Origin of the sequence: Alkalimonas amylolytica (assembly GCF_900107845.1) — a bacterium.
Lineage (GTDB): Bacteria > Pseudomonadota > Gammaproteobacteria > Enterobacterales > Alteromonadaceae > Alkalimonas > Alkalimonas amylolytica.
The window spans coordinates 515,002-539,980 of record NZ_FNRM01000003.1 but is presented as its reverse complement, the minus strand read 5'-3'; the positions used below and the strand labels follow the sequence as shown (position 1 = coordinate 539,980).

The following is a 24,979-nucleotide window of genomic DNA, read 5'->3' as shown; positions in this document are numbered from 1 at the left end:
TTGGTTTCAAGCTTTACTTGTAACTTTTTTCGATTACACTTTAGGCTAAGTCAACCGATGAAAGCCAACGATGCCAACCAGCTATGCCGTGTTAACCGGTGATTTAGTCCAATCCCGTGCCATCAAAGCCGTGCAGTACGATAGCGTGCTGTATCAGCTGGAGCAGTTGTTTGCGTCCCAGGTCGAGACCTGGGGGCTGAGTTACAATTTTTATCGTGGCGATGCTTTTCAATTGCTGCTGACCAAACCCCAGTATGGGGTGCAACTGGCCATCAGCATACGTTTAACCCTGCTCAGCCTGGCGCAGGATTGTAAAATCAGCATTGGCATTGGTGAAGTGACCAACTTACGGCAGGACATTAAAAGTGCCACCGGCCCGGCTTTTACCTTATCCGGTACCGGGCTGGATAGCCTGAGCGGATCCCAGCGTTTGCAGATCCATTGTCAGCAGAGTGAGCTGCAGGCTATTTTAGCCGTGCCGGTTCGGATGGCCGATGCGATGGTGGCAAATTTGACCGCCCGTCAGGCCGAAGCCGTGTTGCTGCATCTGATCAACCCCGGACTGGCGCACGAGGCCATTGCTCAAAAGCTCGGGACCTCCAGAGCCAATGTCACCAAGCTACTGAATAACAGCCATGTCGATTATCAATTGCTGCAGGCATTTCTGATTTATTGCGAGCAGCATATTTGCCGGAGTCTCCCATCATGACCGATCTGAGCTTACTGCTTAGCCTGGTGCTGGCCCATGTGCTGGCCGATTTTTTCTTTCAGCCCACCGCCTGGGTGCAAGCCAGAGCCAGCCAGCACTGGCGCGCCGCTGCACTTTATTATCACAGCCTGTTGCATTTTGGCCTGACCCTGGCGGTGCTTAGTCTGTGGCATTGGCTCAGTTGGTCGATGCTGAGCGCCTGGTTGCTGCTTGGTTCGGCGCTGCTGATTGCGGCCAGCCATTGCCTGATTGATGTGGCCAAGTCCTATCGGCCGGGGTTTCGCTACTTTTTACTGGATCAGCTGCTGCACATGCTGGTGATTGTGCTGGTCTGGCTGGCACTAACAGACACCAGCATGGCGCAGTTGCTGGCTATGGCACAACTCATGCTTAACCCTAATGCGTTGCTGTTGGTGCTGGCTTATTTGCTGCTATTAAAGCCGGCATCGGTGGTGATTGGCTTTGTCCTGAATCAAATTGCGACACCAGCCACTGGTGCCGGCTCAGGCTTGCCTACAGCTGGTCATTGGATTGGCATGATGGAGCGGGTGCTGGTGTTGACCCTGATTTTAGTCGGGCAATACGGCGGTGTGGGTTTTGTCATCGCCGCCAAATCCGTGCTGCGCTTTAGCGATTTACGCAATGCCAATGATCGGGCCTTAACCGAGTACATCCTGCTTGGCTCTTTACTCAGCCTTGGGCTAACCCTGGTGCTGGGCATTGGGGTGGTACAGTTGTTGGGATAATGGAAAAGTAATTCGTACACAGGTGCCGGTAGCAGAGCTTTCGATGCTGTACTGCAGCTGCCATTTCTCACACAAGCGGCTGACAATGGATAAGCCCATACCCAGGCCCTGACTCGTTGGGCCTTTGGTGCCGGGGCTAAATAGCTGCGATTGTAACGCTGCCGGAATGCCGTGGCCGCTGTCCTTCACGATAAGCTGCTGGTTCTGGTAGCTAATGTGGATGCTGCCGCTATGGGTGTAACTAAAGGCATTGGCCAGCAGATTATTCAGCAAAATCAACAGAGGGGCCTCGGCCATGGCAATCTCGCTAGTGTCAGGAATGGCCAGCTCCAGTTCAATATCTTTGCCGGCAAGCCGACTGTGTTGCTGCAAGATGCTCTGCTCAACCATCGGCAGCAGCATGCTGCGACCCGGCTCTGGCTGTGGCTCACGGGCCAGTTCCAGTAAAGTGTCCATCGACTGCGCTATTTGTTGTTGGGCGGCTTCTATTCGGCCGACCAGTTCCCGTTGATCTTTCTTCAAGGCTGTCGCTGTCAGTAAGCTAAGTGCCCCCTGACTGATGGTGACTGGCGTTCGCAGTTCATGCGACAGATCACGGGTAAACAACTGCTCTCGCTCGATAAAGGCATTGGTTCGGGCCCAACTTTGCTCCAATGCTGTTGCCAGTTGGCCAATTTCATTGGGCTTAAAGCGGGCGGCAAATTCTGCAGGCAGCGATGAATGGGACGTATTGTCAAGCAAGGCGGTGAGTTGTTGCAGTGGGCTAAGCAGCTGGCGGCCAATCAGCCAGGCCAGGCCTGAGCTAAGCAGCAAGGTGGTCAGCAGCAGTACCAGCAGGAATTTCAGCATCAAGGGGCGAAGCTCACGCACCATCAAATGCTGGCTCACTTCTGCCAGCAAGTAGCCCTGGGACAGGCGCTGTAAATGATAGTGCCGCTGCTCCTGGCCGCTAAATTCGGTGCGGTTAGGCTGGCTTTGTATCACGCTTTGCAACTCGGATGGCAAAGCGGTCGCGTTGCTGTAGTAGCGAATGTAAGCAAGCTGCGGTTCGGGGGAGCTACCTGCTGTCAGTTGTTGCTCCGCCCGTTTGGCTTCATCAATGAGCTGGCCAGTAAAAAAGCGATCTTCGATGTGGTAAGCAAACAAGAAGGTGGTGAGGCTAAACAGCAGCGCGATTAGCAGGGTAGTTAGTGCAAAAGCAGCCAGCATGCGCCGGTGTATCGAGTGCTTTTTAATCATCGCTGCTTAGCTCCAGGGCAAAACCAACTCCATGCAGGGTTTTAAGCATCGGCTTTGGAAAAGGCTGATCCAACACCTTGCGCAATTGATACAAGTGCGATCGCAAAGCATCCGACTCGGTAGGCTCATCCCCCCAGATCCGGCGACAAAGCTCAGTTCGGCTCATTGGCCTGGGATACGCCTCGATCAGCAAACACAGGATTTGCCAGGCAATGGGTTTAAGCTGCAGCAATTGCCCCTGCCGGCTGATTTGACGACTTTGCTTATTGAGCAGTAGCTCACCCACACGCACCTGATATGCCGGTGGCAGCGGTCGGCGGGTCAGTGCTTGACAGCGAGCCCATAGCTCGGGCAGGGCAAAGGGTTTGCTCAGGTAGTCATCAGCACCACAGGCAAAGCCATGCAGCTTGTCATCCAGGGTATCACGGGCCGTAAGCATCAATACCGGTATATGGCGATTGGCCTGACTGCGTAGTGCTTTGCACAGCGTCAGCCCGTCCATGACTGGTAGCATCAAATCCAACACCACCACATCGTAGTAATGCTGTAAGGCCAGCTGCAGCCCCTGTTGGCCTTGTACGGCAAAATCCAGCACAGCGCCATGCTGGCTAAAATAATCGGCAATATTGGCGCTGATGCTGCTGTTGTCTTCAATCAGTAATACGCTGAGTGGCGCTGTCATCATGTCTGAACCAGTCATCAAGAGTCTGCACATAGCTTGCCGGTAACAGGTGGCCGCCGTCAAAGGTAATGTGTTTTTTATCGGGGCTCGGAAAGGCGGCAAACAAGTGGCTGTTCTGCTTTTTGCTGGCGTATTCATCCTGGTTTGCACTGAGTAGCCAGATAGGATTATCGGCCAGCCCTGCCAGCATATTTTTTGGCGCCACTATGGCTGTGGTGTTGTTGATATGCGGTGGTACTATAGCCAGAACCCGGTTGATGCGTGCATCGCTTCCTGCCAACAGCAAGCTGATGTGTGCTCCCATACTGTAACCAGCAATGTTGATATTATTGGGGTCAAACTGCGGAAGCTCTGTTAGCAAGTCCAGTAATACCCTATGATCTCGAACGGTATCAATTAACATAGCCTCGTAGGGTTCGCGTTTACCCCACCAATGCAAATTTCTTATAATTTCAGCGATGCCGTTCGACGGATCTTTCCGCTCGCCATGGTTACGGGCATCAATGGTGACGACAGCATAGCCATTGGCTAGTGCCATAGCGGTGATCTGGTCGGTACTCTCCAGGGTAGGACGGCCATTATAACTGTCTTGCCACCAACGCACCTGGGAGCGCCCCATGGCATGAGCGCCAATCAAAACGGGTAACGGCTTACTGCTGTCTGAAAGCGGCAACGGATAGCGGAGCTGGCCATTGACCACAGCCCCGTCAAAGCTGCGATAGCTAAAGCTGAAATGAGTGTTGTCTGTGGACTCTAACTGCATGGTCATTGGCTGAATCATCGAATAGCTGTATCGCTCAGCAATCTGTGTGGGCGTAACGGTATAAGGTTTTAAGCCAAATACACTGTACCAGGCAGCAGCCAAGGCCGCGGCCACTCCAGCTATGGTGAGTAGTGATGTTCTGATTTTGATGAGGTTCATGCACGGGCTCCTACGCTAAATAGTCAGCTGTTGGTTTGAAAGGGGGCAGCATAAGGGGGAAGCTGTGAAGCGGGTGTGAATTGATGAGTGCCTATTTTTTTCCGAGGTTCAGAAACATGCTTTGGCTTGCTTTTACCATAGCAACATGGAAGACTTTTGCGAAAAGTGATCCTTACAGCTACCGATTGAATACGATGCAAAAACTATTGATTGTCAGCGATATTTTTGGCCAGTGCCAGGGGCTGCGGCAGCTGTTGCAGGATCTGGCGGTGTCCGAATGCAGCATCCATGTGCTGGACCCTTATCAGGGGCAGCCGCAGTCGTTCAGCGATGAGCAGCAAGCGTATCAGGCCTACACCGAATGTTGTGGCCATGATCATTATGCCAGCCTGGTGCGGCAGACGTTAACCGAATACACGGATCCCTTGGCAGTTGCCATTGGTTTTAGCGCCGGTGCCAGTGCGCTCTGGCGTGCGTTGGCTAAGCCGGATGCCAGCCTGGTACAACAAGCCGTATTGTTTTATCCGGGGCAGATTCAGCCCTACCTTACGCTTAGCCCCGGCGCACCGGTACACGTTATTTTCGGTGCCAGTGAGCCGCAGTTGGATGTTCGCGCAGCCTGTGCTGCTTTGTCACAGCTGCCGGGTGTTCAAGCCAGCAGCACAGTATGGCAACATGGCTTTATGAACCCGGCATCAGCCGCTTATAGTGAGCTTGGTTATCAACAGCATCTGGGATTATTAATGGAGTTCGCTGCTATGTAGGGCAGCTGCTGGTTTAGTCTGTGGTTTGCCAAACACGAGATCGCAATAACTCAAAGTATGGGGCGGACTCCGGTTCATCATTAAACCAAAGCGCTAACACCTGCAAAAATTCCGGGTGCTGCCGTACCTGAGGCAGCACCTGATTGATTTTTTGTATGGCCGCTTGGCCCCATTCCGTATTGGTACAGCCGACAGCACCCAGCACATGCTGGCCTTGGGTTTCTGCAACTGGCAAAAATACCAAATTGCTAGTGGCATGCTCGGCTAGTTCAAAATTGTGCAGAATTTGATACTCAAGGGTGTAATCAATTCGACCTTTTTTTATCATGGAGAGAATTGCTACGGTCGCATTTTCACCGGTATGAGTAATTCTGGTAGTGCTGCTTTGCTCAGTGCTATCCAAAATATGCTGCACCGCAGGGTAATGGCGACCATCAGGATAACCAAATCGAAAGACGCGGTCGCTCATTAAACTGGCTAGGCGAACCGGATGACCATGACGCTTTTTGATAACCTCCGCTTTTTCTGAGGTCGTGATAATGCCATGCGGGTAATAAAAGTGAGTGGGTTTGCTTTGAATGGTATCGCCCGGTATCGGGCGATAAATCATGCAAGGAAAACATTGATCTTCCTTGCGCTCAAATTGTTTGCGAATGCGGGACTGTGGTAGCACCAAGCGCTCACTGTTAAGCTCAGGTAGATGCGCATCAATGACATTGATAAGCGCATCACAAATTCCCTGGCCAGCCAGAGGGCCATTTACAATATGAAAGGGAGGGGCGGTATTAATCACCCAATTCAGCGAATGCACCTCATGTTGTGCCCGCTCTTGTGCCATGGTAGGTAGTGCACTAAACGCAAAAAAGAGATACGTTATGAGTATCACCTTTGGCTCCTTCATTGCCTAACCCCACTGTCTTAGTCTCGCTAATAAACAAAATGACCAGCCACCAAAGCCATGGCTGGCGAAGCAGTATACCTCAGCATGGTTGTTCATGCGAACCCGGTTCGGGGACGGCAGCTTGCTAAACCTCAGGCAGAAAGCTTATTTTTTACAGCCTGATAAAAGTTGTTGATCTTTTTGTGGCTGCTGGCTAACTTGCTTGCAGCGAAGTGATGGAAAGAAACATCCTGGTAGTGTATTGGGGAGTTTTCTGCTTCCTGAAGGAGTCGATTCGCTATCAGGCATAGTGCCTTATTGAACTGGAGGATTTATGCGTACTTTGATTGCTTTAGCTATTGTTGTTGCTGGAATTGCCGTAGCTGTTATCAGCGTTGCTACCGCTTCACAGCCAGCAATGAATACCATTGAACAATGTGCCAGCTTGTTGCCGCAAGGCCAGGTTTACACCTTTGAAGTGATGGGCATTGTGGATACGACCAGTGGTTCGCCACAACTTTCGGGTGAAATGTCTATCTCTGATGGCACTGAGCAAGACCGCTCGGCTGAGACTGAAGCTTTTGGCCAATGCCTGGCCAGATTGATCCGTTAGTCGCTTCAGCTTAATTTAACCTGGGATCGCGCAAAGCAGCTGCCGGGGCATACAGATAGCCCCGGCAGTATGGTTGTGTGCGTCCGAACTGATGGCAACAGCCAGCCTTACCCCTGGCTAGTTTTTTCCAGCAGTGCATCATCCAGTTCATTGGCCCGGATGGCCGCTGCACGAGCGCCGAGCTTTGCTGTGTACTCGGTAAAAACAGGCCTTGGTTCGATGGTTTTGAACATCAAGCCCCACATAATATGGCTGCCCACATAGACATCGGCGGCGGTAAACTGTTCACCACAGAGGTAGGGGCCATTGGCTAACGCCGTTTCCAGGGTATTGATCGTATCCTGATAGAAACCAGAGCCCACCGCCGGCGCATTGTCGGCATCAATGCGCCAGTCGTAGGCTTTGGCGCTGGTTGCCATTTCCAGTGGCCCGGCAACAAAGAACAGCCAACGATAGTAGGCCGCGCGCTCCGGGCTTTGTGGATCGGGTGCCAGTTGTTTTTCGGCAAAGTGATCGGCCAGGTAAGCGCAGATGGCGGCGGCTTCGGTGACCACCACATTGCCGTGGGTCAGTGCCGGTACTTTGCCCATTGGGTTCAGCGCCAGAAAATCGGCGGACTTCATTTCACCACCGTACTGCAGTAGCTTCACCTGGTAAGGGACTCCCAGTTCTTCCAGTAGCCAGCGGACAATACGGCCGCGGGAGTTGGGGTTGGTGTATAAGGTTAATTCGTGCATTGCCATTGTGGTATTCCTTGTTGCTGGTAACTTTTGCACCTGGTCAGTGATCTGGCCTGGCAGTGTGGCGGTTTTCCGCTGATCCAAGAGTACAACTCATCTAGGGCAGAATACGTCCTAATTTTCGGCTATAGTTGCACTTTTAGTTTCACTTTGATCGTTTGCAGACAGCAGAGCGATTATGTGCATAAAGCATAGCAAAGCACTGGGGGATGGGATGACACAAAGGCAGCTGTTATGAGTGGCCCCACGGTGCGGGTACTGACCTTGCTGGAACTGTTGCAATCGCATTCGCGTTTAAACGGCACTGAGATAGCGCAGCAGCTTGGTGTGGATAAGCGCACGGTGCGGCGCTATATTCAGGCGCTGGAAGCACTGGGCATACCTGTGACCACAGAGCTGGGGCGCGATGGCGGCTATATGCTGGTGGCTGGTTACAAATTGCCGCCGATGATGTTTACCCATGAAGAAACCCTGGCGTTATCACTTGGTTTGTTGGCCGCGAAAAAGTTAAACCTGGCCGAGACGGAAGCGGCTATCAGCAGTGTGCAGGCGAAACTGGAACGGGTGATGCCTGCGAAGTTGAAATCCCGTACCCGGCTGATTGCCGATACCATCAATCTGATGTTGCCGGAGCCTGCACCAGCCAGTCGGGGATTGCCATTATCGCCGTTGCTGGATGCGCTGGAGCAGCAGCGCGCGGTGCAGATCCGTTATGCGTCCTACCATACCGAGCCGGTAGAGCGGCGGGTGGATCCCTATGGTTTGCTGTTTCGCCGCCAGCACTGGTACCTGAGTGGTTACTGCCATTTACGCCAGGATCTGCGTATTTTCCGGCTGGATCGTATTCAGCAACTGACATTGCTGGAGCAGACCTTTACCCGGCCAGCGAACTTTAATGCGGCAGAGCATTTTAATGCCAGCCTGAATCAGATGCCTGGCAATTTAGCAGTAAAAGTCATGCTGCATACCGACTTAACGACGGCTGCTGAGCATCTTGGTTTAACCGCCTCCTTGTTAAAACCGCAGGTCGGTGGTTTGCTGCTGAGCTTTCAAATCGACAACTGCGATTGCATCGCCCTCTGGCTGAGCCAACTGCCGTTTGATTTCACCATTCTGGAGCCACCGGAGCTCAGGCAAGCACTTAACAAGCAGGCGCAGCGTTTGCTGCGACTGGCTGGTCAGGCGCAGTGAGTGGTGGTAAGGCATAGTTTATGCTGCGAGGGCTCGGTAGTTAAAAGCTGCGTGCCTGAAAATTAATGCCCGTACCAGACTCGCAATACTGTTTCAGGCTCAGTAGAAAGATGGCCCAGTTGTAGTTACAAAACCGATAGAAGTCGGTGAGTTCCCGCCAGTCGGCATGCTGCAAAGTGACGGCGGTTTTGCCATTGCTCTCTTGCAGTTCAAAGCAAACACGGGTACCTATCCATTCAGGATCTGAATCCAGACAAAGCCAGTCCATACGCTGATTTGGCGTGAGGGCGGTGATTTGCATTTTTGTGGGTGTTTCATCACCAAACCGGAATTCATTGATGGCACCAGGCTCGGCGCTAAACGTCAGCTCTTTTGTCCAGATAGCGGCTAAACCCGCCGCTGTGGTGAGTGCCTGATACACCTGCGATGCGGGTGCTTTGATGTACTGAATCTGTTCAATGTTGATCATAGGTCCTCCGGTAGTGATTGGGTGGATTGTGTTTTGGGGCATTCGTCGCCGTTAGCGCCAATCGGGGAATAGCACTGCGTTGCCTTCCAGCAACGATTTCAGACCAGCAAGAATCACTGGCCAGCCGTTACTCACCCCCGGCAGCACTTTACTGCCCGGTTCAAACTGATCATGCGTCAGGGTCAGCTTTACTTTGCCCAGGTATGGCTCTATCACGAAAGTCACTCTGGATGGTTGTTCAGGCCGGGTCAGGTCTACTCTTTGTCCCTGGTAACCAGGCATCTCATCATCGGTAGCAGGATGAAAGGTGTAACACAAGCGTCTTGGAGGCTCTGCTTCCAGCACCTGTCCAGACCAATCCAGTGAACCGTCTTCTTTCAGCAGTTGTACCACAGCCCCGACTTGCCAGCTGGATTCAATACCACGTTGCCCCCAGTACTGCCGGGTAAACTCAGCACTGGTCAGTGCCTGCCATAGTTGCTCTGGGCTGGTATCGATATAGGTGACATAGACAAAGTTTGTGGCGGTCATGTTATTTGTCCTCCAGAGCTTGTTTTAAGGTGGCGAGCGCTTGCAGTCGCTGCGGTTCGAACTTGCCAAGCCAACGCTGATAGATCTGCTGGATTGGCTCTGGGTTTAAGTAATGCAGCTTTTCTCTGCCGCGCCAAACCACCACTACCAGATTGGCGGCCTCGAGCAGCGCCAGATGCTTCGTGACGCCCTGACGACTGATGGCCATGCGCTCACAGAGCGAACCCAGCGTCTGGCCGTTTTCTTCAGTTAAGCGATCAAGCAGCTCGCGGCGACAGGGATCGGCCAGTGCTTTAAAAATGTCGTGTGAGTCTGACGTCATAGATTATATTATGCAACTATTTGGTTGCATGTCAAATGTTGTGTGCCAAACTATTTGGGCTAGGTTATGGTTGGTACCTTTGGAGTGGCAGTGAACGAGTATTGGCCGCCGGTTAGGAAAAGTACTATTTATGGCATGCGGCCAGTAGGGGAAAGTGCAGCTGCGGTGTGAATGTTGGGTAGCGCAGTTGCTCTGTATTGGCAGTTTACAAAGCAGAATTCATCGGTGTGGCTGGTGGTTCGAGGGTGTTCAATATTCTGTTTTTAGCAACTTTGACTCACTGCTTCATCAAGCTGTATGGGGGGAGCATTTGCAATTACTCAAAACGTTGTTCTCGCTCGTTATTTTCTGCAGCTTCTTGCTCTCGTGTTTTCTTAATTACTTGCTCAAGTATGATCATTTTTGATTTAGCAAACTCTCTTATCTCAGGTGTAACATGATTGGTAAGTACAGCAAAAGCTCTTGCTCGTTCTTCCATGATATCTGCTCTTGAACCTAACCAAGAGGTTGGGCAGATATCTTTGTATATCGATTCAGCTATAGCTAGCTTATCTTGAGCAATGTCGAGTAGTGCCAGTGCATGTTCAGTCAAAGTTGTAACCCTCAGGTTTCCATCTTGGTCTGGCTCGTTGGGTAAACGCTTATACGCGGAAATGGATTTTGCTACTATTTTTATGCGCGTTTCTTCTTTATTACACCAAGCCAGAACACGTTTTGCTGGTACCTGATTAAGGTAAGAAACGTGTCGTGAGGAGTTATCTTTAAATAGGTAATATGTGAGGTGGCCTTGGTTATCCACATCTTTAAGCACGCGATCTAGTACAAGTTCAGGGAAGCTTTTAACCACAGCCGAAATTATTTTGGTGATATCAGGCCTGAAGAGCCGATAGTTACTTAAACCATCACAGAGGCAATCAATAATATTAACAATTTCATTCTGTGGTGCTGTTTCAGTTATGCAAAGTTCGATAACTCGATCCAGGCCAAATAGCTGATTATAATGAACGTTATCTTTATCTAATGAAAGTAGCCGATAAATAGTCGTACGGCCGAGCTTTTTTAGGATGTCTTGGGGCACATAAGTGCTTTTTTTATCGATGTAAAAGCGCATGCTAAGTATTTCAATTACAGAGAATATGCCATTTTCTAGCTTGCTCACGGCATTGAGAATTTCTGCAAAGTCATTGTCACTAATTGTTTCATGTATACGGCCACGGCTTAGACGTTGAAATTTCGATGCTTCAACAAGACCATGCTTTGCAACTTCGACTAACTTATTTGCACCCCACTGGTTTATCGGCGTGCTACACAACAAGTAAACAAAGTGCTGCTGCAGCTCAGGGATCAATAGTGTTTGTGCTTGAAGCTGTTCCGCTTGTACAGAATTTTCTGTATAGACAGCGCTTATGAAACCAGCAAATAAATTTGGATACACCATCGTTCGTTTTTGCTTCTGCATTAACGATACAAGATAGGTAAACGCTTCGGTTTTATCTTGGCTTCCTTGTGCAAGCCCTTTGCCGAATAACCAGATTGAATCTCTATCTGTAATCCAAAGCTGCGGTGCCAAAGACTCCAATATCTCAGACTGTGATGCGACCATTTCACCGAAAGAAGTAATCTTCTTGCAGATAGCTTGATAACTTTCTGGATATTCATCTTCGCAGTGTTCTGTGAGGGTGTGTATGCTGGAGAATAGATGGTATTCCAAATCTTCAATGAAACTTGATGGTGTAAGTTTTTTTTCTAAGCTTTGCAATAAGATGAGTAGCTCTGGAGAATGGGCACTTTTATCATAATGCAGGGTTTGCTTTACTGCTAGTAACATCTCTGGCCAGTGCTTTAGCTCATTTTGCTTTGTAATTAAGTTTTCAAGAGTTTTAAAGCAATGCGCTTCTGACCAAAGGCCTCGGAAGTTAGAGACTAAAATACTCCGGTTGTGATTTCTAATGTTTTCATCAGCTGACTCAAGACCTGGTTTTAAAATTTCAATAAATCCTTCATACCATGTTTTTACATCTGCATTTGTCTGAGGTCGCCAGCCCCAATCTCGTTTGCGTGCACCAAAGCTAAAACCGCCAAAGGAAGACCAGTGGTATGCTTCAAAAGCGGAACTGAATAGCTTTTCTGCTATTTCTTGGTACCTTTTGTTATCGCTACAATGTAAGTGCCGCAGAAACTTCTGTCTGCGTTCCGGGGTTGCTTGAGTACCTGAAAGATATAGTGAAAATAGCTGACTAAGCTTGTTAACTATACTGTCGTTATTTTCATCTTTATTTTCTGTTTCAGCGAATTTCACTAGCACAGTGGCAGCTCTATCAAACATGTTATCTTCATACGCAAGCTTGCAGAGCAATCCGACAACAGTTGAAAAATAGGTGTTCTTTCTGGAAGCGAACTTTTTATCGACACATGCTCTTTCAATTGCAGCTAACGCAGTGGCAGGAAAGACCGGAGCTATATAAGTCAGTATGGCAATTTGCTGTACATCGCCTGAAGCTATGTTATGTAGTGGTGCTCCGGGTTGGAGCCAACTGCTCGCGAGCTCATGTGCGGCTTGGCAATCATGCAAATAGCCCAGCCGGTGCGCACAGGATTTAAGTAGCCGGATATTCTCAGGTTTAAACAGTTCTGCATTGATCTCATCTGGAGCAATACTTTCCAGTGCTCTACTCGCTAACCGATTAGCAAGAGCATGTGGTAAAACTGCCCGCCAGTGACCGCGCTGTTGAACGAGCTGACGGCGGAGTAATTCGGCTTGGTCTTTGTGCAGTGACTTCCGCGTAACATCCCCGATCTGTGCGAATACGCTTAATTCGTCGTTAAATTCTTTTGCTGAAACATTGAATGAATAAACCAGAGACAGGAGTTCAGCATTGTGTAATAAGCTGACAGAGTGCTCTTTCCGCTGACTAAACAACCGTTTGAAAAGTGCATCGTCAGAAAACTTAGTCAGTGTTTCATCGGCATCTACCCGATTAGCTAATGCTATTGCTACGCGCGCATTACCTCCAGCAAACTCAGCGATCCTGTCTGCGTTGAGCTGTCCTAGTTCTGGAAAGCGTCTTTGAATAAGTGATGAAACTGTCTTCTCGCTGGCAGGCTCTAGGTGGATGACATCAGTCTCTTCCGGTTTATCATCAGAAATATCATATTCAATCGTCAGCAAACTTAACCTTGCATTGCTCTCTGACAGCTGCCTTTGCAACTGCCTGTGCACATCCGGATTGCAGTTATCAAGCACTACAAAGGCTGCATAATCGTTGGCAATTAAATAAGTCAGTAGTTCTGCAGCCGAAGGTTTTAAATCTTCGCCTAAATCAGCATAAATTACGCCGGTTGATGACAACACATTTTCACCAGTTCCGGCTTCAAATAACGCTTGGGCAAACCGTGTTTTGCCAACACCTGACAATCCGGTAATCCTAACTGCACTGCAGGGATTACGTAGTTTATCTCTGGCTAATTTTATTCCGTCGATAAGTGCAACGGCGCTTTTATCTGGGGAGTTGAGATCCCTTACGCAGGGATGATCATCAAGGAGTAATTCATCTTCTTTGTTAGCTGGTACTGAAGTCCAGCGTCTAAATGGCTTCCAACCAGAGAGCGGTTTGCCGAGTTTTATTCTGGCCCAAAGTGCAACCCCAGGATGCTGCCTTAACCAATTGCAAAGTCGGTCACTGCAATAAAAATCAAGTTTAAGGTTTTCCTTGTTCGGCAAACCTGTAATCGCTGATGCCATGCCTGAAATACGATCGGAAAGCATTCTGTCTGAGCAACGATCCTTCCCGCTGACAATGATGTAAGCACCGTGATTGTCTGCGAGACTGGATATTATTTTTTTTACACTGCCACTATCCTGCATTTCTTTAGCGCAGGCAGCTTTACTCATACTATTTTTCTTTACTTGAATGCCGGTGTTTATGCGGGGTACAAAGCCTGGTGAAGGCAATGAGCCGACATCTTGTACATAAACATCAAGACCACCGTCGGGCGCTTCTTGTGCTCCGCCCCATTTTATATGAACTGATGAGATGCCTTGCCGGCTTAATTCAGCCTCGCATAGACGTGCGACTAACTCTCTTAAGTCAGCGTCGTTTAAGTTGGAAATATCTACTGGTGCGAGCTCAAAAAGTACCATTGATCCCTCAATTGATTCTTCGCCACTATTTAAGAAATGGGAACCTAACTGATGGCAACATATCAGGCTTTACTGGGTGTGGCTATTAGTTCGTTTTTCTTGCCCATGTGGCTATAAATGTGGTGACTTTCTCTTCGATATGGCTTCCGATCGTTCTCAGGCGCAGCAGTGGAATATTCACCTTTGCCAAGATGCTATTTTTTAACGCATCGCGCTCGGCTTGCTCGGGGGAGTCGTGATAGCCACCATCCACTTCAATCACCCCCAAGGGTGTCTTGCCCACTTTGAAGTAGATGACAAAGTCACAGCTGGCCCGATTTATCAAAAATTGCTGCTCCCGCTCTGTTAAAGCGTCGTTGCTGGGGGCAGCCAATTGGTTCAAGGCGATCTGGGAGTGGAACATCAGTGCCTGGTAGGGCTCTTGGGACATTGCAGAACGCAGTATGTCTGCAATGATTTGTTCAGATTTAAATTTGGAGTCAGTCGGTCGCAACCGCTCGTTTAATGCTTGCAGGGACTGGTCGTATTCTTTGTAAAGCAGATCGAAGGCAGAAACAACAATCGCCCGGTGTATTTGTTTCTTATCCGCGTAATATTCCATGTAACGCACCAGTGCGGCGATGTGTCCATTATTAGTGGTGAAGACATCATCGCCGGTGACGAGTGTGAACTTATGCTGGGCTCTGGATACAGCGACATTGATCATACGGGCATCATCGACAAAGCCTAACTTTCGTTGGCTGCTCTGCTTCTTGTCCAGCACGGTAGAAAAGACGATTTCTTCACATTCTCGGCCCTGAAACTTATGGACAGTGTCATTAATGAAATCGCAGGGTAAATGGCTATCAGACAACCTAACCTGTGCCCTGAAGGGGGCAATAAAGCCTCTTGACTGGGTCTTATCCCATTCAACGCCATCCTGCATTTCAAACACCTTAAGCACGGAGTCCAGTTCGCGCAGATTCGAATTGTTTCTGGTGTGATTCCCTCGGGCGGTGACAATGAGCGTCAGTGCTTCTTCACCGTTATCTTGCCGCATCGGGATCAGTTGATTGTCATAATATTGCTGGTTACAAAACTGGATGATTCTGGGGTGGCAGCGGTAGTGCTCTTTTAACAGGGTACGGGGAAGTGAGTTGTGAAAAACACCCATGCACGAGGCGAGTAAACTGTATTTTTCACAGTCGTAGAACTCATGGGGAGAGGGGATTCCTACTGTGGCAGGAATATGGGCTAGCTGCTTGCTATCACCAACCACAATCAAGTTTCTGGCACAGCCAAGCGCTAAAACCCCGGGAACAATATCCTGCTGTGAAGCTTCGTCGATAATGACATAGTCAAGTACGGCGCCTGTCCCAATAGAGTTTACAATCGAGTGCGTACCACTGCCAATGATTGGGTAACGCTTGATAAAGTCATCAAATCGCTGCCGGTAATTTTTTGCATCGAAGTTTGCTTGCGCAGGGATATGCTCCCTGAGGTGGTGTTTCAGATAGATCATGGAGCTGTTGGTGAGCTCATCCAGCAAAGTGGTGAAATTATCTTGCTTTAACATCTCCTGCAAAGCGGCTAACTGTGCTTTTTTGTCCTGTAGCGTTTGCTCATAGTAGTGAAGTTGTAAAGCGTAAATCATGGTGTTGCGCTGCTCTGCACTTGAAAAAGGTTTCATCCGCAGTATCCAATGATTGAATAACAACTCAATCCGATCCTTCAGTGTGATTTTCTTGATTTTTCGCTCGTTGATGTAAGCCAGGTACACCATCAGCTCCACTGCTTTGGCGGGGGAGAGTCTGTACTTATCCAGCGATGCTGATGTGTCTACCTTGTTGTCGCTTTGCCATTGACGCAAATAACTCTTTTCAATTTTTAATTCGTCAATTTCAGCTTGCAGTTGCACCATTTCATTCTGGGTATGCAGCTGTTGCTTCAAGGTTGCAAGAACAGTCTGTATCTGTGCGATGGAAGGCTTAGGGGGGAGTTCCTCCTGTAAGGTGGTCGTCCCATCTGTGAAAAAGGCCTCTCGGTTATCCTTGTTCCCAAGTTTTGCGACCACATGATCCAGGCCGTGTTTGGCGAGCTTTTCGTACACATTTTCTACGGCAGCATTGTTGTTGGATAGTATTGCCACGCTTTCCCCGCGCAGCATAATATTGGCGATGATGTTCAGGATCGTCTGAGTTTTCCCGGTGCCTGGTGGGCCTTCAATCAGACTGATCTGTGATGTGAAAGCATGCTCAACAGCCTTGAGCTGGCTTTCATTAATGCCAAACGGGTAGATGTAATTTCCTTGCGGCACACGTTCTTGCATCTTAGCTGTACAGTAAGCTTGCAGCACGGTGTCTGCATGGGGAAGAATTTTTTCAAATTGACGCACCACATTGTCGGCAATTGATTTTTCTACTGCCATTGCATGCTCAGACCGAGCTTTTGCCACAGCAACAAAATAGTGGAAGAGGGCGTCATTTGTGAGTGTGGTTGCTGGGACAAGCTCAATGTCGGTCAATTTTTTGGCATAAACGCTTTGATTATTGGGGTAGCGAATAAGCCCATACTTTTCACCCAGAATCGTCACACGTTCTGTTGCACTGTAGACAGAGCCTTCTTTTTTTGCGACCAGCATTCCGTGAACGTCTCTGCAGGGGGTGACTTCACATTCGCTAAGCGGCCGGGAATAGCGTTTGCCAGAGGGGAAATGGCAAGTCAGTTTCAACTCATTCTGGTTGGAGTCCCAGCGTATTTCCCAATCACTGAGCTGTTTCGTTTTGTCTTGACCGGCTACATGGATCGAAACCATAGAATCCTTAGCTACCAACTCTTGCTGGTATCAAAACATCAGTTACGATGCCAAAAAATAAATCCAATTCGAACTAGAAATAGTGGGTTCAGGTTCAAAGGTGTTTAAATGATTTAACGTTAAATTATTGCTTAGGCTACAAGAAAAGGTTGGTGATAGTCAAAGGCTCAAAATGATTGAGCGGTGCCTGTAGCCTGTAACCAGTAACAGCTCTCTTTGGCTGCAAGCTGGCTGCCCAAGTGCAAAAGATCCCGGGTTTTAAGCGAGTGCCTGGCGCCGTTGCCAGAATGGAGCCTCTGTCCAGCGACTTTCGGCCTGATAGAATTTCTGTCGTAATTGCTTAAATGCAGAGAAGTGGTTGCGCAAATCTTGCTGAAAGAGCTGCCTGGCTGAAGATGAGCTTTGTGAGGGTGTGGTTGAAAGCTGTGCCAGCTCAGCCATAACTAAACGGGCGGCATGGCAGGCAGATGTAATGGCAAAGCCAAGCCCCATTGAAGAAATGGGATCAAAAGCGCAGGCGGCATCACCGATAGCGATGTAGCGACTGATGGCACTGCTGTCGCTGTAATGACTGCTGGCATTACGAACCCAGGGGTGTTTCGATAGCATGGTGCAGCCTTGCAACTGATACTTCAGTTGGCGGCTTTGCTGCAACCGGGTAAGCCAGTGTTGCCGCTGGTTGAGGCGCTGCTGACTGATTATGTCGACATCGGAAAAAAAGGTGGCTACGTATCCCTGGTTGGGCAGCAAAGCGCCATACCACCACCCATCTTCACAGCTTTCAATGATGTGTTGCTGTAGTTGACTGCCGTGCCCTGGACAAGAAAAAAAGCAGCCGGCTCCCATCAATTGATCCAGCTTATGGACCTTTCCCCCTTGTTGACGACACAAGGTGCTATTGCGGCCAGAGGCGTCTATCAGATAGCGGGCCTGGATTTGAAAAGGGGCCTTTTCCGGGTGCGTGCAATCCAACAGCCATCCGGCTGAGTCAAGCAGCGGTTGAGCTTTGCTTTGCGTTCTTGGGTAGATGGTGCCGCCCCTGGCCAGAATATGCTCCAACAAGGTGAAATCGAACAGTTCCCGGGCCAGTTGCACACTGGCATTTTCGCTGTTAAAAATGCTGTGGCGTTCTCTTGGGATCGCGCTGCCCCAGTAGGCGGTGTCCCCATAACAAGGCATAAAGCTGCCTTCTGGAAAGTCGGTTTTGCTTAACTTCAGGTAGTCGAGCAGTGCAAACAGGCTGTCGGAGACGTGCTCCCCAACTCGAAGTTGGCTGAAGTCGGATTGCTCCAACAGAACCACCTTCAACGACGAGTAGGTGAGCAAACTAAGGGCGGCACAGGCCCCGGCAGGGCCTGCGCCGATAATCACAACATCTGCTTCGATGCGGGGAAGGGCCATGCGAAATCAGCGCCTTACCCGAGTGCCAGAGCGAGGCATACCGAGGCCATCCGGGCTCACATCAATGGGTTTAAAAGCCCGCTGTTCCATCGCTTCCACCATCGCCTTCGCCCTGGTGCATTTCGCTTTGATGGTATCTTTATTTGTTTCGATATAAAACACCGGTATGGTCGTTTCATTATCGTCTTTATTGCCGGTGATTTGGCCGATGCCGACTTCCTTGTAGCAAAACAACTCGTTATTGCGTTCGGTTTCGGTGAAGTAGGGGTAAAGAGCATCCTCGCTGTGCTGATTGCGGATAAATGCCAGCGCGGACCAATGCTCCACCATCTGCACAAAGGAGTTGATCCCACGGGCGTAATTCATTTGTTGGCCGGCGGGTAAATGCGAGGCCGCTTGCCCCTCCTGTGTCAGTTCGCCGGTGAGCACATCCCAAGGGCTTTGCGGTGGCCACCAGTAAGCGTAATAGGTTGGGGGTAAGGGAGCGCCTTTGCTTTTATTGACCTCCGGCTCAGTAAAGTTCACTGTTTGCACTGTGCATTGGAAGAAGTCTGCTTGCCAGGGGCAAGCCATTCGTTTGGTCAAATCGCCTGGCTCACAACCTCCACCTTCGCATTCATCACGAGATGGCGTCAGGCCTGTCTTGTTGTATCCGCCAGGGCCTTTTTGATCAGCGATCCGGTATGGTGCTGCATAGACTGCCGGATGTTGCATGCTCCAGGTTACCTCGATGCCTGGACACATCGGCAAGCCGACACAGTTACCGACACTGCCTTGATCCAATGGATGTACTGGATAGGGTGGAGCCATTGGATCGGCATCAAAATGACCTTCCGCCCACTGACTTAACAGAAATTGCTGGGTTTCGTTTAAAGCCAGAAACTTCATAATCAGCTCATTACTGACGGAGTTGCTACCGGAGTTCAGTGGCAGCATGGGAAAATTGTCTTTAAACAGGGTTTGCTGTGGCTGATTTGGGGAGGGATCACCTTCCTTGTTCAGACCTCGAAAGTAGGAAAAGTAGCTTTGCCGGTTGGCTTTATTGGCTTCGCTGTTATCGGTGTAATCAAATTGTCTGGAGTTAAAGGCGCTCATTGCCTGCACATTTGCTACCCATTGGTACCGGCTGAGTCGCTCAACCAGTGGCTGAATATCACGTTGATAATTTGCCTTGAAACCCCGATTAAACTGGTCATTACAATAGAGTTCCGGGACTAAATTATAGAAGCGGACACCTACATCAAACATGGTGTCGGACAAGGTGGAGATATTGACAATTTCCGGTGCAAAATCTGGCGAACCAACCACCACCCAGGCTTGCAACTGTTCTGTAGAGCCATCCAGGTAGGTGACGGTGCAATACACTGGGCCATCGGAGATGTCATCATGCCAGCTGTCTGAGCCACCATAACTTGTCAGCTCCTCATTGCCTCCGGCATGGCCAAATCCGCCAAGCACAATAAGGCGGCCTGCATCGTCAGTGTATAGATTACCCAAGGTGGTTACAGGGGTGCCAGATTCGACTGTGGCCGGTGGGTAGGAGACCGGATAATCGACGGGAGCATTGGCCTTATCAAAACCAATGCTCTGACGACTGCCACTTATTGAACGCGGGCCTGGGTCAATGATGAGTTGTCGTCTGGCTTGTTCGCCTTCAACGCTTGCATTACGAAATGGGATATCCTGTGCTTTATAGCTGTTTTGTGGTCCATACAATAAATTACCTTTTAATTCACTGTATTGGTACCAGGCCGCTTTTTTATTGGCCAGATGCACTGTCCATTGGATGGACTTTACATTGGGGCTATCCAGGGTGACTTCGTCTCCTTCGGCGGTTAGCAGTTTAAACAACTGCCCCTGACGTCGAACCTGGCCCGCAGCATCTTTGAAATGCTGTACCGGCCCCAGCCGGTTGCCGTAGGCGTCAGCTTCAAATGGCAACTGGCCAATCTGATCAGGAGCCAGGTAAAATTGACCGGGACTATTGCCCAATCGGGCTACACCAATGGAAGGGTGGATGCTAAGGGTCATAAATAAATTCCTTGTTTGCAGTGAGTGCCGTAGTCTCAGAAGCTTAGTTGTACTTCCCAGGTTGAGTACGCATAAAGTTATGATATTAAATTGATATAAAAAAGTTTCCTGGTGGGTGTTTCTGATATTTTTGTTATAAACAAAATTTCAATCAGCAAGGCCTGATAGTTTTTTAAGCTGCACAGGCGTTGTGCGAGGACAAAGCACTGCAGGGTAGCGTTCTGTTGGAGGACAAAGTGGTCAAAGCGGTAATTTTTGATATGGATGGGGTCTTGATTGACTCAGAGCCTATGTGGCAACAGGCTGAGCTGCAGGTATTTAGTCAGCTCGGTGTCACCCTGACCGCCGAGCAAACCCGGCAAACTGCCGGCATGACCACCGAGGCTGTTGCTAAGTTCTGGTATCAGCAATCGCCCTGGCAAGGCATGAGTTTGGCAGAGACAGAGGCAGCGGTGATTGCTCAGGTAGCGCGGTCGATCGCAACCAAGGGTGAAGCTAAAAAAGGGGTTCAGCCTTTGTTGCAGTATTTGCGTGAGCGCCGTTTGCCTGTGGGGCTGGCTACCAATTCATCGCAGTATTTGATGGATACTACACTCGATACCTTAGCCATTCGGCATTATTTTGCTGCGCATTGTTGTGTCGAGATGGTGGCAAAGGGTAAGCCAGAGCCAGATATTTACCTGTTGGCTGCCAGTGAACTGGGGGTAGCACCAGCCGACAGTCTGGTATTTGAAGACTCTTACACCGGCATAAGCGCAGCGAAAGCAGCTGGTATGAAAGTGGTGGCGATTCCGGCAGCCGAAGAGTGGCACCATGAGAAGTTTGGCATCGCCGATGCGAAAATCCGCTGCCTGACCGAGTTTGATATGCGCCTGTGGCACTAAGCACTCAGGCGCAAACCAGGAAACGCAATTCTGTTAATGCAGCTTGAGTTTAGGCCGCACAGCCCGGTTCATTTTCTCTACCAGAACCAGCAGCATGCCTTTCCACCAGCCATGAATGGCGATTTGGTGCATGCGGTACAGGGAGATATAAACAAAGCGCGCCAGCTTGCCTTCAATAAACATGCTGTTGCCGGTCAGGTTGCCCATCAGGTTGCCGACAGTACTGTAGCGGCTTAAATTAACCAGTGAGCCGTGATCTTTATAGACAAAATATTTAAGCGGTTTTTGCCGGCGTTGCCGCAAAATATTCTGCCCCACCAGACTGGCCATTTGATGGGCCGATTGAGCGCGCGGAGGCACCCAACTGCCATCCTGTTGTTGGAAACCGCAACAATCACCAAGTACATAAATGGCTTCCTGTCCTTTGGCTTTAAGCTCCGACGTGACCAGAATTTGCTGCAAGCGGTTCAGCTCAAAGATACCAAGTTTGGCGATAAAGTCGGGCGCTTTCACCCCAGCCGCCCAGACCATCATTTCGGCGCTAAGCAGTTGATCATCGGCCGTGATAAAACCCTCTGCATTGGCAGCACTGACTTTGGTGTTTTCCCGCACCTCCACGCCAAGCAAGCTGAGCTCTTTGCGCACTGCATCGGCGATGCGCTTGGGTAATGCCGGCAGGATACTGGGACCAGCCTCCAGCAGGTGAATCTTCAGCTTTTTGGCACTCATACCGGACAAACCATAGCGCTTGGCTAAGGCAGCCACATGGTACAGCTCGGCGGCCAATTCGACCCCGGTAGCCCCGCCGCCGACAATGGCGATATTCAGTGCCCGGTCATCGTTTTGTTGGCTGAAGCGGACAAAGTTGTTCATCAGTGCTCGGTGAAAACGCAACGCCTGAGGAGCTGAGTCAAGGAAGTAACAATGCTGGCTCACCCCTGGGGTGTTAAAATCATTGCTGACGCTGCCGATAGCCAGCACCAGCGTGTCGTATGAAAGTGTACGCTCGGCAACCAGCAACTCTCCTGCATCGGTATGAATGGCGGCGAGTCGAATGTGTTTTTGCCCAGCATCCAAGCCAATCAATTCGCCATGCTGGAAGTGGTAATGGTGCCTGGCAGCGTGGGCACTGTAGATCACGCCGTCGGTATCGGTATCCAGTGAACCACTGGCCACTTCATGCAGCAGAGGTTTCCAGATATGGCTGGTGTTTTTATCCACCAGAGTGATCCGCGCCTGGCCGGATTTGCCCAGTGTGTTCCCCAGCCTGGTCGCTAGTTCAAGTCCGCCGGCGCCGCCCCCAACAATCAGGATCGTTTGCATGGTGATACTCCATTTTTTTTAACGTCATAATTCTTCCTGGGCGGCCTTTGTGATGGGCGTTGGTGGCAGCATCCGATGCCTAATGATAAATCCTTTAAGCTGGCAACACTATGTATTTACTGAGAGGGGAGCAGGAAATTGTGCAGTTAGCCAATTGGGTTGTTGGTCATGTCTTAGGTTGTCTCGCTACCGCCATGTTTGGCGGCCATCTCATCCAGCTCTGCCAGGGTGTAATCAAAGCCATTGCCATCAAACTGATAACGAACTTTCACCACCAGGCCGCCATCCAGCAGGCTGGTTTTTACATCCGCCACCGGCCAGTGCTTCAATTCGTTTAAAAAGCGATAGGCAATCTGAGCTGTAGCAAAGCGATAGCGAATGTCATTGGTCATGTTGTTGCAGAGATTAAGTTGAGCCTAAAGCGCATTGTGCGGCATTGCGGCATCGAATCAAGTCTAAGCGATAGCGATTGCTGGATTTAACAGCAAACATCACTACTTTTTCTGCATGCCTTGGTCTCTTGGCGGCTCTGCCAGCAAACGGTCAATGGCCGAGCTCCAGTTCTGATAACAAATGCTTTGCTGCTCTGGGTTTAATTGTGGGGTGAATTGTGCTGCGCTCTGCCAAAGTGGTTGGATAGCATCAAGCGTGCTAAACCAACCAAGCTGCCAGGCTGCCAGAAAGGCGGTGCCAAAAGCCGTGGCATCGCTGATTTTGCTTTGGCTGATACTGTGCTGGGTTAAATCGGCCAGGGCTTGCAAGAACCACCGATTGACCGTCATGCCACCATCGACCCGGATATCGGCGATGGTAATGCCATCTTTCTCCATCGCCAGCAGCAAATCCTGCGTTTGATAAGCGACACTGCGCAGCGCTGCGGCGCAGATTTCCTCACGGCCGCTATTACGGCTTAGGCCAAACAGCGCTGCTTGCACTTTAGGTTGCCAGTAAGGCGCGCCAAGGCCGGTAAAGGCTGGGATCAATAACTCGCTTTGCTGATAATCCACGCCGTTAGCCAGTGTTTCAGTTTCGCTGGCTTGTTGAATGATACCAAGCTTATCGCGCAGCCATTGCACGGTAGCCCCGGCCATAAAGATACTGCCTTCCAGCGCATAGCTGCATTCCCCTTTAAGGCGCCAGGCTACCGTAGTTAACAACTGATGTTTGCTGTGCAAGGCCTTTGCCCCGGTATTCACCATGGCAAAGCAGCCGGTGCCATAGGTACTTTTCAGCATCCCTGGCTCGACGCATGCTTGGCCCAACAAAGCCGCCTGTTGATCGCCCAGTAGGCTGACAATTGGGATGGGGTGATTAAATAACTCGGTATTGCAGCAGCCGAAGTCGCCGGCACTGTCGTGCACTTGCGGCAAAACAGCTGCTGGAATGGCAAAGAGCTGCAGCAGCTCCTGATCCCATTGCTGCTGATGGATATTAAACAGCAGGGTACGACTGGCGTTACTGGCTTCGGTAGCATGCACTTTGCCATCGGTTAAGCGCCACAACAAAAAACTATCGATGGTGCCAAAACACAGTTCACCGGACTCAGCGCGATTGCGCGCGTCGGGCAGGTGCTCCAGCAGCCACTGCAGCTTAGTGGCAGAGAAATAGGGATCAGCCAGCAAACCGGTTTTAGCGCGGATGCTGTCTTCATGCTTTTGTTTCAGTTCCTGGCACAGATCGGCCGTGCGTCGGTCTTGCCAGACAATAGCCGGATACAAGGTTTTACCGGTTTTTTTATCCCACAGCAGGGTGGTTTCCCGCTGGTTGGTCAGCGCCAGCGCAGCGACTTGTTTGGCCTGGATGCCATTTTGTTGCAGCAGTTGCCGGATGCAGTTCAGCACGCTTTGCCAGATCACCTCCGGATCCTGTTCGACCCAACCGGTTTGAGGGTAACTTAGCGGTAACTCCTCATTACAACTGGCCTGTGGGGACAACTGGCGATCGTACAGTACTGCCCTACTGGAGGTGGTGCCCTGATCAATGGCTATGATGTAATCCGACATGATGTTGCTGACCTCAGGTACCAAGGAATTTCGTTCAGGTGTTAAGCGTTTTTAGCCGCTCTTTCCAATACGCCCGCCAATGCTCTACCTGTTCGCTGGATTCCAGTTTGTCATGCTGGACCGTCAACGAGGCTTTATCCGGGCTTTTCTGGTAAATGTTGATATTCACCCGTGAACCATCGGCCAGTCCACAGCGCCAGTAACGCCACTTCTCGGTCGAGCTGATATCCGGCCCACGACTGATGGCGATATCGGAAAAATCAGTGCAGCCCTGCACCAATTGTTGCCAGCAAGCCAGTGCATCATCCATGCTGCCGCCCAGGGTTTTGCTGACCGAGACACTAAAGCTGCCGCTGCAGTCCTGACCTGCCACCCGGCGGCCAATGCTCTGCTCAAATTGCACTGCCAGCATTTGCGCCCACCAGCCGCTGATGCCGGGCTGTTCGGCCAGCTTGCTGGCAATCTCTTTGTGTGTTAACTCACTGGCGTGAATGCTGTGCAGCCAGCTTTGCCAGTGCGACCAGGGCTGGCCGGTGCCTTTCACGACGGCAGTTTCGGAAATAGAGAGTGTCATGTCCTGTGATTTCTGTTGGG

At 50.2% G+C, this 24,979-nt stretch carries 22 protein-coding genes; 6 read left to right on the top strand and 16 right to left on the bottom strand.

All coding sequences use genetic code 11. The features are described from left to right. Positions 1-70: 70 nt before the first annotated feature. Together BLW37_RS08810 and BLW37_RS08805 are read left to right on the top strand one after the other, a co-directional pair. On the top strand, positions 71-709 hold the full coding sequence (locus BLW37_RS08810) for a hypothetical protein (RefSeq protein ID WP_091341939.1): 639 nt from the start codon (positions 71-73) through the stop codon (positions 707-709). Further along, a complete protein-coding gene (locus BLW37_RS08805; protein WP_091341937.1) occupies positions 706-1,455 on the top strand; it encodes a DUF3307 domain-containing protein in 750 nt (249 codons plus the stop codon). The genes BLW37_RS08810 and BLW37_RS08805 overlap by 4 nt, the downstream gene beginning before the upstream one ends. Here the strand turns inward: BLW37_RS08805 and BLW37_RS08800 are convergent. The 3 genes from BLW37_RS08800 to BLW37_RS08790 are packed head-to-tail and all read right to left on the bottom strand — an operon-like array spanning position 1,411 to position 4,298. Then, positions 1,411-2,694, bottom strand: a complete 1,284-nt coding sequence (locus BLW37_RS08800; protein ID WP_091341936.1) for a sensor histidine kinase — start codon at positions 2,692-2,694, stop codon at positions 1,411-1,413. The genes BLW37_RS08805 and BLW37_RS08800 overlap by 45 nt on opposite strands. Further along, positions 2,687-3,379 (bottom strand): response regulator transcription factor, encoded by a 693-nt coding sequence (locus tag BLW37_RS08795; protein ID WP_091341934.1) that lies wholly within the window; start codon positions 3,377-3,379, stop codon positions 2,687-2,689. The genes BLW37_RS08800 and BLW37_RS08795 overlap by 8 nt, the downstream gene beginning before the upstream one ends. Next, a complete protein-coding gene (locus tag BLW37_RS08790) occupies positions 3,345-4,298 on the bottom strand; it encodes an alpha/beta hydrolase (RefSeq protein ID WP_091341933.1) in 954 nt (317 codons plus the stop codon). Before BLW37_RS08790 ends, BLW37_RS08795 begins: the two co-directional genes overlap by 35 nt. Before the next feature lie 194 nt (positions 4,299-4,492). Between BLW37_RS08790 and BLW37_RS08785 the strand changes: the two genes are divergently transcribed. Continuing rightward, complete coding sequence (locus BLW37_RS08785; RefSeq protein ID WP_091342057.1) at positions 4,493-5,062, top strand: dienelactone hydrolase family protein; 570 nt, start codon at positions 4,493-4,495, stop codon at positions 5,060-5,062. Positions 5,063-5,075: 13 nt separating this feature from the next. Here BLW37_RS08785 and BLW37_RS08780 read toward each other — a convergent pair whose 3' ends face one another. Further along, positions 5,076-5,948 (bottom strand): ABC transporter substrate-binding protein, encoded by an 873-nt coding sequence (locus BLW37_RS08780; protein ID WP_139243686.1) that lies wholly within the window; start codon positions 5,946-5,948, stop codon positions 5,076-5,078. 328 nt (positions 5,949-6,276) lie between these two features. Between BLW37_RS08780 and BLW37_RS08775 the strand changes: the two genes are divergently transcribed. Beyond that, positions 6,277-6,555 (top strand): hypothetical protein, encoded by a 279-nt coding sequence (locus tag BLW37_RS08775; protein WP_091341929.1) that lies wholly within the window; start codon positions 6,277-6,279, stop codon positions 6,553-6,555. A 107-nt stretch (positions 6,556-6,662) separates the two neighbouring features. Here BLW37_RS08775 and BLW37_RS08770 read toward each other — a convergent pair whose 3' ends face one another. Then, on the bottom strand, positions 6,663-7,292 hold the full coding sequence (locus BLW37_RS08770) for a glutathione S-transferase family protein (protein ID WP_091342055.1): 630 nt from the start codon (positions 7,290-7,292) through the stop codon (positions 6,663-6,665). 237 nt (positions 7,293-7,529) lie between these two features. Here BLW37_RS08770 and BLW37_RS08765 point away from each other — a divergent pair, with 237 nt between their 5' ends. Continuing rightward, a complete protein-coding gene (locus BLW37_RS08765; protein WP_091341928.1) occupies positions 7,530-8,486 on the top strand; it encodes a helix-turn-helix transcriptional regulator in 957 nt (318 codons plus the stop codon). Positions 8,487-8,526: 40 nt separating this feature from the next. On the opposite strand, the gene BLW37_RS08760 is transcribed toward BLW37_RS08765, so the two are convergent. The 7 genes from BLW37_RS08760 to lodA all read right to left on the bottom strand — a co-directional run bounded on the left by BLW37_RS08760 (position 8,527) and on the right by lodA (position 20,175). Beyond that, a complete protein-coding gene (locus BLW37_RS08760; protein ID WP_091341926.1) occupies positions 8,527-8,955 on the bottom strand; it encodes an SRPBCC family protein in 429 nt (142 codons plus the stop codon). Positions 8,956-9,006: 51 nt separating this feature from the next. Beyond that, on the bottom strand, positions 9,007-9,486 hold the full coding sequence (locus BLW37_RS08755; protein WP_091341924.1) for an SRPBCC family protein: 480 nt from the start codon (positions 9,484-9,486) through the stop codon (positions 9,007-9,009). Between the two features lies 1 nt (position 9,487). Next, positions 9,488-9,808 (bottom strand): ArsR/SmtB family transcription factor, encoded by a 321-nt coding sequence (locus BLW37_RS08750; protein WP_091341923.1) that lies wholly within the window; start codon positions 9,806-9,808, stop codon positions 9,488-9,490. A gap of 316 nt (positions 9,809-10,124) precedes the next feature. Next, entirely contained in the window at positions 10,125-13,949 is a 3,825-nt protein-coding gene (locus tag BLW37_RS08745; protein WP_091341921.1) for a hypothetical protein, read from the bottom strand. 85 nt (positions 13,950-14,034) lie between these two features. Next, the gene (locus tag BLW37_RS08740; protein WP_091341920.1) at positions 14,035-16,743 is read right to left on the bottom strand and encodes an AAA domain-containing protein; all 2,709 of its coding nucleotides are present in this window, start codon (positions 16,741-16,743) and stop codon (positions 14,035-14,037) included. Positions 16,744-17,001: 258 nt separating this feature from the next. Next, entirely contained in the window at positions 17,002-18,144 is a 1,143-nt protein-coding gene (lodB, locus tag BLW37_RS08735) for a lysine-epsilon-oxidase maturase LodB (RefSeq protein WP_091341918.1), read from the bottom strand. Between the two features lie 6 nt (positions 18,145-18,150). Beyond that, on the bottom strand, positions 18,151-20,175 hold the full coding sequence (gene lodA / locus BLW37_RS08730; RefSeq protein ID WP_091341916.1) for a CTQ-dependent lysine 6-oxidase LodA: 2,025 nt from the start codon (positions 20,173-20,175) through the stop codon (positions 18,151-18,153). 236 nt (positions 20,176-20,411) lie between these two features. On the opposite strand from lodA, the gene hxpB reads away from it, so the two are divergent. After that, positions 20,412-21,059, top strand: a complete 648-nt coding sequence (gene hxpB / locus BLW37_RS08725; RefSeq protein ID WP_091342053.1) for a hexitol phosphatase HxpB — start codon at positions 20,412-20,414, stop codon at positions 21,057-21,059. A gap of 33 nt (positions 21,060-21,092) precedes the next feature. Here hxpB and BLW37_RS08720 read toward each other — a convergent pair whose 3' ends face one another. From BLW37_RS08720 to BLW37_RS08705, 4 genes are all read right to left on the bottom strand, one after another. Further along, positions 21,093-22,382: an NAD(P)/FAD-dependent oxidoreductase gene (locus BLW37_RS08720; protein ID WP_091341915.1), complete on the bottom strand. Its 1,290-nt coding sequence runs from the start codon at positions 22,380-22,382 to the stop codon at positions 21,093-21,095. Positions 22,383-22,555: 173 nt separating this feature from the next. Beyond that, positions 22,556-22,774: a hypothetical protein gene (locus BLW37_RS08715; protein ID WP_091341913.1), complete on the bottom strand. Its 219-nt coding sequence runs from the start codon at positions 22,772-22,774 to the stop codon at positions 22,556-22,558. 102 nt (positions 22,775-22,876) lie between these two features. Continuing rightward, positions 22,877-24,385 (bottom strand): glycerol kinase GlpK, encoded by a 1,509-nt coding sequence (glpK, locus tag BLW37_RS08710; RefSeq protein ID WP_091341911.1) that lies wholly within the window; start codon positions 24,383-24,385, stop codon positions 22,877-22,879. Between the two features lie 34 nt (positions 24,386-24,419). After that, positions 24,420-24,959 carry a hypothetical protein gene (locus tag BLW37_RS08705; RefSeq protein ID WP_091341909.1) on the bottom strand — a complete coding sequence of 180 codons (540 nt, stop codon included), beginning with the start codon at positions 24,957-24,959 and terminating at the stop codon, positions 24,420-24,422. Positions 24,960-24,979: the final 20 nt, after the last annotated feature.